Annotated in this window: 12 protein-coding genes; all 12 read right to left on the reverse strand. The window is 44.0% G+C overall.

The window, feature by feature from the left end; translation table 11 throughout:
- Positions 1-4: 4 nt before the first annotated feature.
- Positions 5-601, reverse strand: a complete 597-nt coding sequence (cysC, locus tag KYS23_RS03110) for an adenylyl-sulfate kinase (RefSeq protein WP_159529653.1) — start codon at positions 599-601, stop codon at positions 5-7.
- Positions 601-1,515: a sulfate adenylyltransferase subunit CysD gene (cysD, locus tag KYS23_RS03115; protein WP_013784935.1), complete on the reverse strand. Its 915-nt coding sequence runs from the start codon at positions 1,513-1,515 to the stop codon at positions 601-603. The genes cysC and cysD overlap by 1 nt, the downstream gene beginning before the upstream one ends.
- Before the next feature lie 311 nt (positions 1,516-1,826).
- Positions 1,827-3,335: a sodium/proline symporter PutP gene (gene putP / locus KYS23_RS03120; RefSeq protein WP_218418026.1), complete on the reverse strand. Its 1,509-nt coding sequence runs from the start codon at positions 3,333-3,335 to the stop codon at positions 1,827-1,829.
- Between the two features lie 150 nt (positions 3,336-3,485).
- Positions 3,486-5,495, reverse strand: a complete 2,010-nt coding sequence (locus KYS23_RS03125) for a GGDEF domain-containing protein (RefSeq protein ID WP_218395415.1) — start codon at positions 5,493-5,495, stop codon at positions 3,486-3,488.
- A gap of 253 nt (positions 5,496-5,748) precedes the next feature.
- On the reverse strand, positions 5,749-6,453 hold the full coding sequence (locus tag KYS23_RS03130) for a DUF3379 family protein (protein ID WP_159529659.1): 705 nt from the start codon (positions 6,451-6,453) through the stop codon (positions 5,749-5,751).
- Positions 6,446-7,003: a sigma-70 family RNA polymerase sigma factor gene (locus KYS23_RS03135; protein ID WP_129737289.1), complete on the reverse strand. Its 558-nt coding sequence runs from the start codon at positions 7,001-7,003 to the stop codon at positions 6,446-6,448. Before KYS23_RS03135 ends, KYS23_RS03130 begins: the two co-directional genes overlap by 8 nt.
- Positions 7,004-7,157: 154 nt before the next feature.
- Positions 7,158-9,011: a DUF885 domain-containing protein gene (locus KYS23_RS03140; RefSeq protein WP_218418027.1), complete on the reverse strand. Its 1,854-nt coding sequence runs from the start codon at positions 9,009-9,011 to the stop codon at positions 7,158-7,160.
- Positions 9,012-9,163: 152 nt separating this feature from the next.
- Positions 9,164-10,945, reverse strand: a complete 1,782-nt coding sequence (locus tag KYS23_RS03145; protein ID WP_159529663.1) for a BatD family protein — start codon at positions 10,943-10,945, stop codon at positions 9,164-9,166.
- Positions 10,946-12,943, reverse strand: coding sequence for a vWA domain-containing protein (locus KYS23_RS03150; protein ID WP_218418028.1), 1,998 nt, complete (start codon positions 12,941-12,943; stop codon positions 10,946-10,948). It lies immediately after the preceding gene.
- Complete coding sequence (locus KYS23_RS03155) at positions 12,943-13,977, reverse strand: vWA domain-containing protein (protein ID WP_218418029.1); 1,035 nt, start codon at positions 13,975-13,977, stop codon at positions 12,943-12,945. The genes KYS23_RS03150 and KYS23_RS03155 overlap by 1 nt, the downstream gene beginning before the upstream one ends.
- On the reverse strand, positions 13,970-14,542 hold the full coding sequence (locus KYS23_RS03160) for a DUF4381 domain-containing protein (protein ID WP_159529669.1): 573 nt from the start codon (positions 14,540-14,542) through the stop codon (positions 13,970-13,972). Before KYS23_RS03160 ends, KYS23_RS03155 begins: the two co-directional genes overlap by 8 nt.
- A complete protein-coding gene (locus KYS23_RS03165) occupies positions 14,542-15,504 on the reverse strand; it encodes a DUF58 domain-containing protein (RefSeq protein WP_159529671.1) in 963 nt (320 codons plus the stop codon). Before KYS23_RS03165 ends, KYS23_RS03160 begins: the two co-directional genes overlap by 1 nt.
- Position 15,505: the final 1 nt, after the last annotated feature.

Consider the following 15,505-nt stretch of genomic DNA (forward strand, 5'->3'; position numbering starts at 1 on the left):
GCCATTACACAAGTCCTTTTTCTTGCAGTAACGCATATAAGCGTTCAGCAGTTTGCTCTGCAGGTTCATCTTGATACGTTAAATGTATCTCAGGCTTTTCCGGTGCTTCATAAGCAGAGTCGATACCAGTGAAATCTTTAATCTCACCGCTACGCGCTTTTTTATAAAGCCCTTTCGGGTCGCGCTTTTCACACACTTCGATAGGTGTGTCGATAAACACTTCAACGAACTCACCGTCTTCTAAAAGGCCACGGCAATAGTCGCGATCCGCTTTAAAAGGAGAGATGAACGCTGTTAATACCAGCGTGCCAGAATCTACAAACAGTTTTGCAACTTCACTAATTCTGCGAATATTTTCCACGCGGTCTTTATCGCTAAAGCCTAAGTCGCCACACAAGCCATGACGCACGTTGTCACCATCTAATAGGTAAGTGTGCTTATCTTGCTCGTGAAGTTTCTTCTCAAGCAAGTTGGCCAACGTCGACTTGCCAGAACCACTTAGGCCGGTAAGCCAGAACACGCGAGGCGATTGATTCAGCTTTGCAGCGCGGGTGGTTTTATTCACCTCATGCTTGTGCCAAACAACGTTGTCGGTGGCCATTAGAAATACCCTTCCATTTTCTTCTTCTCCATAGAGCCAGAACTATCGTGATCGATCACGCGGCCTTGACGCTCGGAAGTCTTAGTAAGTAGCATTTCTTGAATTACTTCTGGCAAGGTAGCCGCAGTAGATTCAACCGCACCAGTTAATGGGTAACAACCCAGTGTACGGAAGCGTACTGAACGCATTTCAGGCGTTTCGCCTTCGTTCATTGGCATACGTTCGTCATCAACCATAATCAATACACCATCACGCTCTACAACAGGGCGAGGTTTCGACAAGTAAAGCTGAGGAATGTCGATGTTTTCTAAGTAAATGTATTGCCAGATATCAAGCTCAGTCCAGTTAGACATAGGGAATACACGGATGCTTTCACCTGGGTTAACTTGCGAGTTGTAGATGTTCCAAAGCTCAGGACGTTGGTTTTTAGGATCCCAACGGTGGTTGCTATCACGGAATGAGTAAACACGCTCTTTCGCGCGAGATTTTTCTTCGTCACGACGCGCCCCACCAAAGGCAGCATCAAACTTATATTTGTTTAAGGCTTGCTTAAGCGCAGCAGTTTTCATGATATCAGTGTGCTTTGCTGAACCATGTGAGAACGGGCCTACGCCTTGTTCAACGCCTTCTTCATTAATGTGTACTAGCAAATCGAAACCATGTTTCTTGGCTTGCTGGTCACGAAACTCAATCATTTCTTGGAATTTCCACGTAGTGTCAACGTGAAGCAATGGAAATGGAATTTTACCAGGAGCAAAAGCTTTGCGCGCTAAATGCAACAACACCGAAGAGTCTTTTCCAACAGAATAAAGCATTACCGGATTATCAAACTCCGCAGCAACTTCACGGAAAATTTGAATACTCTCGGCTTCGAGTTGTTTCAGATGCGTAACAGACGGGATACTTGCAGTCATTTTCGAGTCCGATTTATGTTATATAAGATTAAGTTATATGCGAGTTATTTTTATGCATAGAACAATAACACATTTAATTCTCAATGTAGTATGCGATTTTGCTATTTAAAATAGCTGGCTTATACCAAGAAATAAAAGTGTCATATAAATTGGGCATAAGCGCGGTCTTATCTGTCGGCCAAGACGCATAATCAGTAGCTACTGCAGTGAGAAAAGGGCGCTTAATACAGTTTGAGGAATGTATAAAAAAGCCCCGTTGTACGGGGCTTTTGGCGATGTTATTGACTAGCTAATTAAAAGGTTTAAGCGAGTTACCGATGAGATTCAAGTTTCTTCTGAAAAGCATCGAAGGTTTCAAGTACCCCTTCTCGAGGCGTCCCTGATTTGCTCAATATTAAAATGGTCAGACTAGATAGAATGAACCCAGGTACAATTTCGTACATCCAGCTTCCTAACGATTCTCCATTAATTGTCACTGGTAGGTAAATCCATAATAATACGGTCACTGCACCTACAACCATACCGCCAAGGGCTGCACGACGGGTCATTTCACGTTTAAACAAGCTGAATAATACTAGCGGGCCAAATGCAGCACCAAAGCCTGCCCATGCATTACTCACCAAATCTAGAATACTGCTGTCTCTGTCATAAGCGAGAAATATAGCGACCAAGGCAACAGCTACCACACTGCCGCGCCCAGCAATTACTAACTCTTTATCGGACGCATCACGTCTGATAAACGCTTGGTAAAAGTCACTCGTCAGAGAACTTGATGTCACTAATAACTGTGAAGAAATAGTACTCATAATGGCCGCTAAAATAGCCGCAAGTAGGAATCCACCAATAAGTGGGTGGAACAGGATTTGTGAAAGGTAGATAAAAATGGTTTCAGGGTCGATACTATTTCCATTACCAGTAACGTAGGCCAGCCCAAACAAGCCTGTCATGAGCGCACCAATAATAGAAACTATCATCCAACTCATGCCGATTCTACGTGCGGTGGGAATGTCTTCAACAGAACGGATTGCCATAAAACGTACAATAATGTGTGGTTGTCCGAAATAACCAAAACCCCAAGACATCAGGGATATGATACCAATAACCGAGATGGCCTCATTAGTAGACGCATCCATAAAGGCATTGAAGAGGGCTGGACTGATACTATCCAGGGCGTTAATAGAAGCGCCTATACCACCAAGTTCAGTGATGACCACTGCAGGCACGAGTATCAATGATATGAACATGATACAGCCTTGCACGAAATCGGTCATGCTCACCGCCATAAAGCCGCCTACTAGTGTGTAAGCAACTACTACGCCTGCAGTTACATATAAGCCAACTTCGTAGGAAAGACCGAATGAGGTCTCAAATAGCTTTCCGCCAGCGACTACGCCCGACGAAGTATAAAGGGTAAAGAAAATAACAATAACCACAGAGGCAATAACACGAAGTAATCGAGAGTTGTCAGCAAAACGGTTTTCAAAATAATCAGGAAGGGTAATCGAATTATTAGCAACCTCGGTGTAAACCCTCAAACGAGGCGCAACTAAAATGTAATTGGCTAATGCACCAAGTACAAGGCCAACGGCTATCCACGCAGCGGAAAGACCTGAAACGTACATCGCACCGGGAAGACCCATGAGCATCCATCCGCTCATGTCTGATGCACCAGCTGATAGCGCAGTAACCGCAGGGCCGAGTTGCCGGCCACCTAACATGTAGCCTTCTACATTCGTATCTGTTTGCCGGTAAGCGAAAAGACCGATACCCAGCATGACAGCAAAATAGAGTCCCAATGAAATGATCGTACCCGTAGCCATATAAATTCCCTATGTTTTTTCATGCAATGCTACCATCAATAGCAAAGACTCTCTACGTAAGTCATTAACCTTGAATATCTTGAGTACGTATAAACCCCAATAAAGTTTGCTAAATTCAGAAAGCTGACAGATTCAAAATGGGAGTGAATGTTATAAATTCTCGTTCAAATAAGCGGGGAACGACATGGTTTCTATCTTACCTCTACCGGCACTTTTGGCGCGGTAGAGCAAGTTATCGCATGCCTTTATAATCTTATTGATATTTCGCTCACTTTTTACCTGAATGACACCGGCCGAGAAGCTGGCACTGAAAGTCGCCTCAGTTGTTGACCAATCTTGATGGCTCTCTATCGAAATTTTTACGTCTTCTAGCAAGGCTTTCGCGTTTTCTTCTGTTGTATCGTGTAGATACAATAAGAATTCTTCCCCGCCATAGCGGCAGAACTTATCTGTCTTTCTAATTCGTTGGCGGACAACTTTCCCAAATTTTGTTAGTACTTCATCACCTACCACATGACCGTACCTGTCATTTACTTTTTTGAAATGGTCTAAGTCGAGAAGCACTAAACAAGATGTCACCTTGCTAGACATAGGTTTCGCAATTGCCTTAAACATGGCCCTCCTGACAAGAGCACCAGTCAAATCATCAATTTCACTAGCTTGAGCACGGGAGCGCTGTCTACGCCAAAACCAGAATAGTAAAAACGTCGACATCACGGCAACTAACGCAAAAGTGAGAGCTTGGAATCGCTCCGCTTTTAACTTTAAGGTTTGTTTGTCTTTTAATCGTGCCATTTCTTGCAACTTGTTAATGGTAATGTCTCGTTGCAACGGTGAATCGATGTTTATTTCATCCAAGTGTTTAACTGATCTATTTGGCTGGTTTCTAAGAAAATCGTATCGATGTTGATGGAAAAGCGCTTTTTTGAAATTTCCCCTTAATCTATGTAGATCCCTAAGATGGGCGTGCTTGGTTAGCAAAATTGACGAACTGTAAGAAGAATTCTTGGCTTGTAAATCAAAATCCGACGTTAACGCATCCATAGCCATTTCAAATTCAGTGCCACTGCCTTTAAGTGCCAAGTGCGTTGCTTGAAGAGAAGATAACACGGGCAATAGATTTATGTCTGTGGGAAGTGTAACACCCTCAAAATGAGATAAGTTTTCAGTTAGCGCCGCTATTTTCTCACGATCGCCCTGTTTATCTCGGTGAAGGTAAACACTGACTCTTAACCATAAACTGAATAGCGTTTGTTGAACACTTCGATTTTCGATAGAAACTAGCTCTGATTCGTCCACCATTGTGAAAGCATCGTCAAATCTTTGTAAGTGGTTTAGACTATTGATTAATCCGACATAAACGTATGACGTCGCAATATCATGTTCCTTGCTATCTTCTATGACGAATTTCTGGTGAGCGACAGCGCGACTATAAATATTTAGATTGGTGTAAGCATCGGCGAGCCATGAATGCGCCATTCTTTTATTAAGTGCAGTCTCTAGGTTGTACTCTTTATCGAAATGTTTCAAAAAGGGCAGTGCATATTCAATTTCCACGACCGCTTTCATTTGGTTTATTTCGGAGTATTCCATAGCAAGCCAGATGCTAGTAATGGCGACCGCATGATGATCTGTGGTTTTTAAGGCTTCTTGTTTGAGCGAATAGAGTAGGGGAATACTATATTCTAAACGTTCACTAGTTTCTAAATGCGCATTCGCAGTTTTATACATAATAAAGACTGCTTTTAAAGCAAAATACCGACTTGCATTAATGTTCTTGAGATACGTCCAATCATCTGGCGATGCTTCGTCAACCAAATCTAAGGGAAGCTTCGAGCCTGATGTAGATAAAGAAGCGTCTAAGTGGTAAAGAACGGTTTTGATTACCTTTCCAATCGCTGATGAGTCCTGTTGAATTTCGCTCGCTATGATTAATTGAGTAATCTCATCATTATTCAGCCCAGGAGGGCTATTCCACATATACATGACGGTGTTAACAAGATTGCCTAATTTGCGAAATTTCTCTTCTTCGCTAAGAAAGTTGTTTGCAACAGCATTAACGGAGGTAAGAGAGACTATTACTACGAAAAGACAGAAGCGGGTCTTCTGAAAAAAGAAGTGAAATAGAGGTGAAGCCGCACGGCTAAAGCGTATATTCATAGGGTAATACTCGTTTTCTTACTACCGCTAGGATTAGCTCTATAGCAGCGAAAACGAAACCAGATGTTATTCTTATTAGTCGATAGTATAAAGTAAGCTGCTCAGTGTTGAAATATCCGACGTCATGTAAATATAGCTAATCATATACACAGGTATAAAAAATCGGCCGCTAGGGCCGATAAAAAATGGGTTTACTGAATACCGTTAAACTATTCAATCTTAGCTAAAACAGCCAAAGCTAATACAGAATAGGCTAGGCAGAAAAGTGAATCTTGTCGGTAACGGCTTTTTTCATTTCAGTTAAGTCAGCACCTTTATTACCAACCACCATAATATTAGCGTGATGCATTTTTATGCTTTCGCCATGGTATTGCTTGTCTTCAAACTCAGCCGGTACTCTCACATCACCGCGCTCGGGCACGATAAACACTGACATTTTACCTTGCGGGGTATCAACAATAAGGTGCAAACTTCTTACTGTGCTTAAGTGACAGTAGTTTACCACTTCAACATCACCAATCATGTCTGTAAAGCTGCCACCAAAGCTGGCGAGTTTTGCATTTACTTGCTCTAAATCTACTGGCAATAATGAATGCGCCCGCTCAGTTTCTGCGTATTGCATATGCGCAAGTGCTTGCCCGCCAATACTAACCGGCTGGTGATACCACATGGTAAAACCTATTCCCACCGTAAAGGCAATACTGGCGGCCATGGCCACATACCAGCGACTTCTTTTCTGATAGCTTGCAAATTCATTTGCCGACTGCTGCCAGATGAGCTTATGCTTCAAGTCTTCAGGTACATCTACTTTTACCGCTTGTTTTAACTGCTTATCGAATTGCTTTTGTTCGTTCCAGAATTTACGTTTGCTTTCATCAGCTTTCGCTGCGGCGATAACATCACTGTCAGTGGTTTCTGGATCGGCGTAAATTCGACGCCTAAATTCTAATTCATCCATTTGCCTGACCTCTCTGTTCATTTTGCCTTTCTAATGCCTCTCTCAATTGGTTTCTTGCACGGAATAATCGTGTCATCACGGTATTTTTATTCAAATTCAGTTGCTGTGATATTTCATCACCGCTAAAACCAAATATAAGCTGCAAGACCAGAGGCTCGCGGTATTCGTCACTTAGCCCACCCAATAAACGGTGTAGCTCTCGGTCTTGAACATCGCCTTCTGCATCTTGAGTTTCATCATGCACCGACACATCATCGATATCGACAGTATCGAATTGTTTGCGCTCAAAGCGTCGCGCATTCTCGCGGCGCAATATGGTAATTAACCATGACTTGGCCGCTTTTTCATCATTGAGTGAGTCGAGTGAGCGCCATGCTCTTAAAAAGGTTTCTTGCACAATATCTTCCGCCACCGAGCGGTCTTTAACCAGCCAGTACGCGTAGCGAAATATATCTGCATGAAACGCATTGACGAGCGCTTCGTATCGTTTGTGTTTTGCTTTCATGTTGGATAAGACCCGACTACTTCCAGATCTATTTCGTGCAAACATAAAAAATCCGCTATTTTTTATTTTTTTTATTATGGCATAAAAAAAGCAGCCATAAGGCTTATCCTAAAGGCTGCTTTAATTCTCACTAATCCTAGTTATTAAATCGCCTAGCGCACCGATTTAATACAAAGGCGTTTAAAAATATATTACAGATTTAGCCTACTTTCTTACTGGCTATCCAAGCATCGATGTTTTCTTCTAAGATTGAAAGCGGAACAGGCCCATGCTTAAGTACTTCATCATGGAATCCGGCCCAGTCGAAATTATCACCTAGCTCAGCCATCGCTTTTTCTCTAAGTTCCATAATTTTAAGCTTGCCAATCATGTAGGCTGTTGCTTGACCTGGCATGGCGATATAGCGCTCAATCGCTTTTTGTGCATCGTATTCTGGGTTAGGCGTATTTTCAACTAAGTAGGTTACCGCTTCTTCGCGACTCCACTTTTTAGCATGAATACCGGTATCAACAACCAGTCGGCATGCACGCCATAATTCCATCGCAAGGCGGCCAAAGTCAGAGTAAGGGTCTTGGTAGAAGCCCATATCTCTAGCAAGCTCTTCGGAATAAAGCCCCCAACCTTCGGTGTAGGCCGTAAAGCTTAAGAATTTTTGGAACTGAGGCACACCCTCCAGCTCTTGTGCAATTGCGCGTTGCATATGGTGACCTGGAATACCTTCATGGTACGCCAATGCTTCTAGTTGATAGGTTGGCATTGCGCTCATGTCGTAAAGGTTTGCGTAATAAGTGCCTGGGCGGCTGCCATCTTGCGCAGGGCTTTGGTAAAACGCCTTACCGGCTGATTGCTCACGGAACGCTTCAACACGTTTAACCACCATTGGCGCTTTAGGAAGAATGCCAAAGTAATCTGGTAGTGCGTCGCGCATATCGTCAATGGCTTTTGTTGCGTCATCTAAATATTGTTGACGTCCGGCTTCAGTGGCAGGAAGATAAAATTGTTCATCTTCACGCATAAATACGAAGAACTCTTGCAACGTGCCTTCAAATTCCACCTTTTTCATAATATCGCGCATAGCTGTATGGATACGCTCAACATTATCAAGGCCTATTTGATGCACTTCATCGGCGGTTAAATCAGTGGTAGTAAACCAGTTTAAGCGGTTCTGATACCATTTATCGCCATCAGGCAAGCGCCATACACCATCACCTTCAGGGGTAATGGTTTTTTGATGTTCTAATTCTTGAATAAAGTCTTTGTAAGCCGGCATAACAGAAGTAACTAGCGCAGCTTTTGCTTCACCCAACAAGGTTGTTTTCTCTACATCATCAAGCTCAAGGTTATTAACCTTGGCATTAAAGTCTTCCCAAATAGTGGAAGGCGTATCGCTGGTATCAAAAGGGGCGCCTGTAACCACGTTTTGTGATGCAGCAATCATCTGATCATAAGCCCAAGCAGGGGGGAATACGCCAGCTTGCTCACGTAGCTTCATCTGACTAATGACTTGCTTGAAATACTCGCTCACATTGTCTAAACGGCTTATATAAGCTTGGGCGTCTTCTTTGCTTTTTACGCCGTGTATATTAATTAAGAAACTAGGCACCTGCGTATGTGCGGCACGAAATTGATGTACTACATAGGTATGATGGCGGAACTCATCGTTGGCTAAATCGCGTTCGATACCTAACTTGTATAATCGTAGGCTCAACTTCTCTTGCTCGCTCAGCGTACTAGTATCAAAACTTTCAATGGTTTCTAGGCGATTTTTTGCTTTCGCTATGTTCTTTTCTTTTTGCTCCTCCGAAACATCATTCCACTTGTCGTAGTCCCACTTAATGCCTAGGTAGCTTTGAAACATTGGCGAGCTTTTAAGGTCTTCTTCGAAAGTACGCTCAAAAAAAGCATTAACCCGTGCGGAGTCAGTTTGAGTTTCAGTTTCTATTGCTGGGGCCGGTTGCTTGGTGGTTTGGTTTGTTTCAGGCGCGGGTGAACATGCCATTAGCCCAAGCATTGCAATAGCAATGGGGGATAGCGATAACAGTGGTGCTTTCATGAGTTCTCCTGGTTAGGTGGTCGCGGTAGTATTGCTACCGTCTATTTTTTAGCTTTATCTTAAAATTCGTAACCCTTGGCACGAGTTAATGCCTATTATTAAGCCACTCGTGCCTAGCAGTCCAAGTAAAGCGCCTTTCCTTTGCGCAGTATCTAGGTAGAGGGGTACAAATTAATTAAGGTATTTTTACCAGATTTCTTGTTTTTTAACCAAGAATCTCTGGCGTTTTTAATTGCGCTTTGCATTGATTCGGGTTTCCAATCGCTTTTCGACTGACTAAACCGTGTTTGCTGCAATGCATTCAAATGAGACTGAATCTCGCTAGTTGCGCCGTGGTCGGATGGATTTATAAATCCTCTTTGATTGGGGTATAAACACTTCAACCAGGCTTGCAATGCTGGTGTAATTGCCGATGTATTACTCGCTTTTACTGACGCCATTAACGACTTAAATGCCGCCGCTTCATCACCTGAATTCGCTACTGAAAAAGTATTAGCGGAAGCGGCCGTATAATTTGTTTTTTGTCTTCTTTGCATTAGATAAGTCACTATCCAAGCGATAGCCGTGATCACCCAGAGGGCTGCAAATAGCCAAGTTAAGTAATGGGGAGTTTGCGCTTCGCCATTATTGGCTACTGAATGTTGTGATTCACTATTTAGCCCGCTATCACTTTCAGTTGCTCCGGCTCGATTAGCGGTAATTGAAGTCGCGTTACTAGCCGGTTGATTATCAAAACCTGACTGTGTAGGCATAGTAGGTGACGTTGCCCCAGCATCTGGTTGAACGTTGGCTGCTTGAACAGTGACTGTGCGGGCAGGGATGGTCGCATACTCTGTTTGCTCGGTTAAGGTATTAAACCAAGGAATAGTCACTTCCGGTAATACAAAACTGCCTGCTTGAGTTGGGATCACCGCCAGTGAGCTTTTGCGCTGTGCAATCAGTGTACTGTCTTTTTCTACCGTGGTAGTGGAGGATTGATCTGGATACAACTTAAAGTGGGGAGGGTAAAACTCCGGTATTTCTGGTAACTGTTCTTCCACCACGCCTAGGGCCGTAAGCGTGACCACGCGAGTAATAGGCTCGCCAACTACAAAGGCATCGCCTTGAGGCCACTCTTCATCAACCCGCGCCATTTCAGAGGGTAACCAGGGGTAATCAATACCCGCGGGGATCGGTTTAATATTTACCGTAATGTCGGGTCCAACACGGTTAACTTGCTGAGTTCGATTGAATAGACCGAAACGTTGATTGGTATTAGCGGCAGCCACTTCTGCAGTGAAAACTGGCCCTCTAATGGTAAATTCACCTGATGCTTGGGGCACAATGGCAAACTGGCGTTCAATAATTTGGTAACGTCTACCATTTACAATGTCGGTATATTGTTTGTCATCACCTAACTGCTTTATTTCGGCGTTTTGCATGGTGGGTGATTGCAGACTACCGCGCTCAATATTCGTCGCCAAATGCAGTTTTATGGTATAGAAAAGCTGTTGGTTTAAAAAGGCTTCTTTTAAATCAATATCGGTAGTTACAAAGTAATCGCGCGCGACATTATCAGACTGTTGAACCGGAATAACATTCACCGACATAGGCGCTGTTTTTTTACCTTCTATGCTTATAGGCGGTATGGTGAACGTACCTTCTTTACGCGGAAAGAGGGTGGTAGTCCAGGTCGTTGTTTTCTTGGTATCAAAGTTCACAATAGATGTTTGACTGCTCACGGATGTTCTACCAACAACGAAGTCTTTTAGTAATATTGAGCTATCAAAAGACTCCCGATCTGCGCCGCCATTTGCCACAACGGTTAACCGAATAGCCTCATCAAGCATAACCGGATTTTTATCGATGGTGGCTTCAACCGAAGTCACATCTGCCAGCACAACCATGCTGCGTAAAAGTAAGAAAAGGGTTGTAGTGAATAAAATTGCTTTCATCTACCAATCACTCCGATTTGAAGGCATGCGTTGTCTTTGGCGCTTCTGCGCTTCTAATTGCATTTTTCGTTTTAATAAGAACGCGGGGTCATCTGGTACTCTGCGCATTAAATTTTCAAGACGTTGCTGTTGTTCTTTTTCAGCATCTGTCATCTCACCAGCTTGAGCCATAGCTGCATCGGTTTCTTGCTGGGTTTCATCGGTACCTTCTTCATTTCCAGTATTTTGAGGGGCGCCTGAGTCTTCTTTGTCGTTTTCTTCACCGTTGGCACCATTTTGCGCGTCCGACTCATTTGGGTTCTGGGTATCATCTTGTTCACCCCCTTCATTTTGTGAAGATTGGGGATCATTTGGGCTATCATTTTCATCGTTAGCATTCTGATTATCAGCCGCGTTCTGCTCGCTATTTTCGTCAGATGAGTCTTCACTGTTTGAACCATCATTACTTTGGCTATCTTGGCTACTATCGTCGCTACCTTCTTGATTTTCACCTTCACCAGAATTTTGTTGGTTGTCACCCTCATTCGATTGCTGATTTTCTTGATTTTGCTGTTCTTGTTCTTCTTGTTGCTGCTTCAACTGTTCCAATAATGCTTTATTTTCTGCAGCGTCTTGATAATTAGCATCTAGTGATAACACTTCATCATATTTGGCGATGGCCTCATCTAGCTTGCCTAACCGAGCCAATGCATTGCCTTGGTTGTATAAACCTTCAATACCGCCTTGTTGTTGATAAGCGACAAGTGCCTGTTCGTAGTCGCCGGCCTTGTAATGTGCCGCGCCTTGCCAAGCAGGGTCTTCAAAAGTAGATGCTGCTTCATTAAATGCGTTATCAGCGTAGTTTGCTAACCCTTCTTGATTGGCATTTAAAAAAGGTTTTTTCCACCACGACACAGAAGGGGAAGTCGAATTCTCTGACGGTGGTTCTTGGGCGACAGATTGCGCCATTACTGATTCACTGCTCATCGGCATGTAGATGGCTGCTATGACTGCAAACACTAATCCGCGCCTAAACCCAAGGGCTATTAAGGGAAGTAAACCCAATAATAGATAGGGGCCAAACTCGCGCCATTGGTCGCCTTCAGTATCACTCGCATCTTCCTCAGATTCGCTGTCTCTATTGAGTAACGACAAGGAAGCGAGTGAAGTAATATCGTCATCATTAGTGGTGATTTCACTAAATTTACCGCCGCTAGCACGGACAATAGCATTGACTGCACTGCTATTAAGTTTAGGGATCACAATAGCGCCACTTCTATCTTTAAGTAACTCACCTGTTATCTGCCTTATAGGGGCACCGTCATCTGTACCTACAGCAAGTGCATTTAAGGTGAAAGATAAGTCGGCAACGTATTCTTGAAGCTCCTGTTGCTGGCGTAAATCAATACCATCGGTTATCCAGTAAATCATACCCTTGCTGTAGCCCGCGTTCGTCAATAACTCAGCAGCGGTTTCAACGCCTAACAAAGGGTCGCTGCCAGGAACGGGCATGATTTCCGGTGACAAGCTCGGAAGTAGGGTGGTGATGTTAGCTGCATCTTGAGTGAGTGGGCTCACTACAAACGCGTCGCCTGCATAGGCCACTAATCCCATTTCACCCTCACCAATCTGGTTTACAAGATCAATGGCTTTATATTTAGCGCGGGTAAGTCTATCTGGGGTAATGTCGGTAGCGCGCATCGACAACGACATATCCATTACGATGACATGCCCCATTTTCAGTTGGTAAACCGGTTGCGGTAGCCGTTCCCATGTAGGGCCTGCTAAGGCAACAACGGCAAGCAACCATCCTAATGCAAGCAGCCAGAATGGGGGCTTCTGTCCTTTCGTAAATTTCCCTACCACCATATGCTGATAGAGATGTGACGGAATAACCGACTGCCAGCCCGACTTTTTCGACGTATTTCGCTTAAGGGCTATATAGAGAATAAGCGCGGGAATAAGCGCTATAAACCACTCGGGTCGCAAAAAATGGACATTGTTAGTAAAGTCTTCCATTACACACTTTCCTTTTTATCGCTAGATGTAATAGGTGTGCGTGACAGTGATTTAATCAATGTACTTCCAATCATTATTAATGCCCATAAGGCAGATAAAGCAAAGGCTACCGCCAATGGAAAGTAGAAGAGGGCTGTTAGCGGTCGCATTTTCCTCGCTTCACCTTGGATAGGTTCTAGCGCGTCTAATTTTGCATAAATGGCTTCTAGCTCTTTTACGTCTCTAGCACGGAAGTATTGACCACCAGTTGAGGTAGCAAGGTCACTTAACATGTCTTCATCTAACTCTTGAGAGGGATTCACCTGTCGGCTACCAAAGAAACTTTGAATAAGCATTTTATCTGCGCCTACGCCAATGGTGTAAACCTTCACTTTTTTATTTACTGCCAACTCTTTTGCTTGCTCAGGGGTAATGAAACCTGCGGTATTTTGCCCATCGGTAAGCAAAATAAGCACATTGTTCGATTCGTCTTTTGCATCAAACCGTTTAACAGCCAAACCGATAGCATCGCCAATAGCGGTTTGTTCTCCCACCAAACCAATCACGGATTCGCTCAGTAAAGTAGAAACAGTGTCTCTGTCATAAGTAAGTGGCGCTTGAAGATAAGCGGTATCAGCAAACAATATTAAGCCTAAACGGTCACCCACGCGGCGCTGGATAAAATCGTACAGCACAGACTTTGTCATGGTCAGACGATTCACTTGCCTGCCATTTAATTCCATGTCGTCAATTTTCATACTGCCGGATAAATCTACCGCCAACATCATCTCTCGGCCTTCACTTGGAATGCTAATTGGCTCACCTAGCCATTGAGGACGTGCTGCTGCGATAACCACGCAGAGCCAAATTAGCGATGCAATAACGACCGGGATTTTGCTACTTTTAAGCGGTGATGGCGTTTCTTGAATACCCGGCCTTAAAGCAGGCACTTGTAGGGCAGCCATTACGTGCTGGGGTTTTGCCGGCACTAGGTATCGAACAAGTAAAGGAAGGGGGAGTAGGAACAAAGCCCACCACCATGCGAACTCAAGCATGGGTTGCCTCCTTACCTTTTTGCTGTTCAAACGATGATGGCTGTTGTGAAGCGCGCAATCTCTTATTATTCGAAGGCGAGGTGACTTTAAAGTGTTTCACCCACGCATTTGCAGCTTTACTACATTCGTTAAAATGTTTGTTATCGCATTTGGGCACGTACTGCTGCGAATGCAGCGTTGATAGTGAATCGCTCATCGTATTTTTGCGTCTGTCTGGCAGCGTTTTCAATAGAAACTCATGCCAACTGTTACCATAAAGCCCTGCAACTTGTTGGGGCGTAAAATACGTCACGGCGGTACGTTTTAATACATTGTTGATTTGCATAGGCCAGTTTTCATCTGAAGATGAGATACTTCCAAGCAGTTTTAGTGCATCGCGACGGGGCTTGTTAAATTTATGCTTTTTGACGAGATAAACAATGAGGCTTATTGCCCCCGCTAAAAATAACGCAATTAAGCACCACCAGCCCCAGTCCAGAGGCCAGACGTCTACATTGTCAGGAACATGTATATCTTTAAGCTGTGCAAGAGGATCGGTTTGCGGCATACCTTGGGCTGATTGCATCAAAAGCGCTCCTGTTGCATGCCTTGAATTTGGGTATCAATAGGCAGACCCGCAGAAATATGGTAACGAGAAATATTAGCTTGTTTAAGTGATTGTTCCATTACACTGTTTTGTTGTTCACGCCAACGTTGATAGGTATCTTCTTCTTTTCTGTCACCTAATAACCATCGCTGTTGGTTAATGCCATCGGAAACACTTACCCGTTGAATGGAGCGAGTTTGAGGCAGTGTATGCTCAATAGGATCGTCAACTATAATGGCTCTCACTTCGCAATGGCGTGAAAGCTGACTTAAATGTTGCTGAGCCGCACTGCCTAAATGCTGAAAATCAGACAGTAGATACACTAAGCTACCTGGGCGAGCCAAACGACGAAGTCGAGCACAGGCATCGGCAAAGGATTGGGTATCGGCTTCTTTATTCGCCAACTGTTCATGGCTGGTGGCGTGCAAGTCCATCAATTCGTGACAAATATGCAAAACAGCCCGTTTACGAGCAAGGGGCTTCACTTCTTTGTGCTGGCTTTGGTTAAATAGTAATGCGCCTACTTTGTCGCCGTGAGCAGCTGCAGACCAACTTATTAACGAACAGATATGGGCAACCTGCATAGACTTAGTCAGTAACCGTGTGCCAAACATCATTGAAGGGGAGAAGTCGCAAAACAAAAATACAGGGCGTTCTCGCTCTTCACGATATATTTTGGTGTGGGTTTTACCGGTGCGGGCGGTAACACGCCAGTCGATTGCACGAATGTCGTCACCTGGTTGGTAATGTCTAGCCTCGTCAAACTCCATGCCTCGACCTTTGTGCTTGGTCAAATAGCTGCCTGCAAGACGAGCTTGTGGCGATCGCTTAGGAGAAAGACTAAATAGTTTTGCCAACTGCTGATACCGCAATAGTTCAGCAGTAGACAAATTAACCCCGTTGGTTTGCAGTAACGCTAACTGCGAATGAACATCACTCATC

This window comes from Alteromonas lipotrueae (genome assembly GCF_019249255.1).
In the GTDB taxonomy this organism is placed as follows: Bacteria; Pseudomonadota; Gammaproteobacteria; order Enterobacterales; family Alteromonadaceae; genus Alteromonas; species Alteromonas lipotrueae.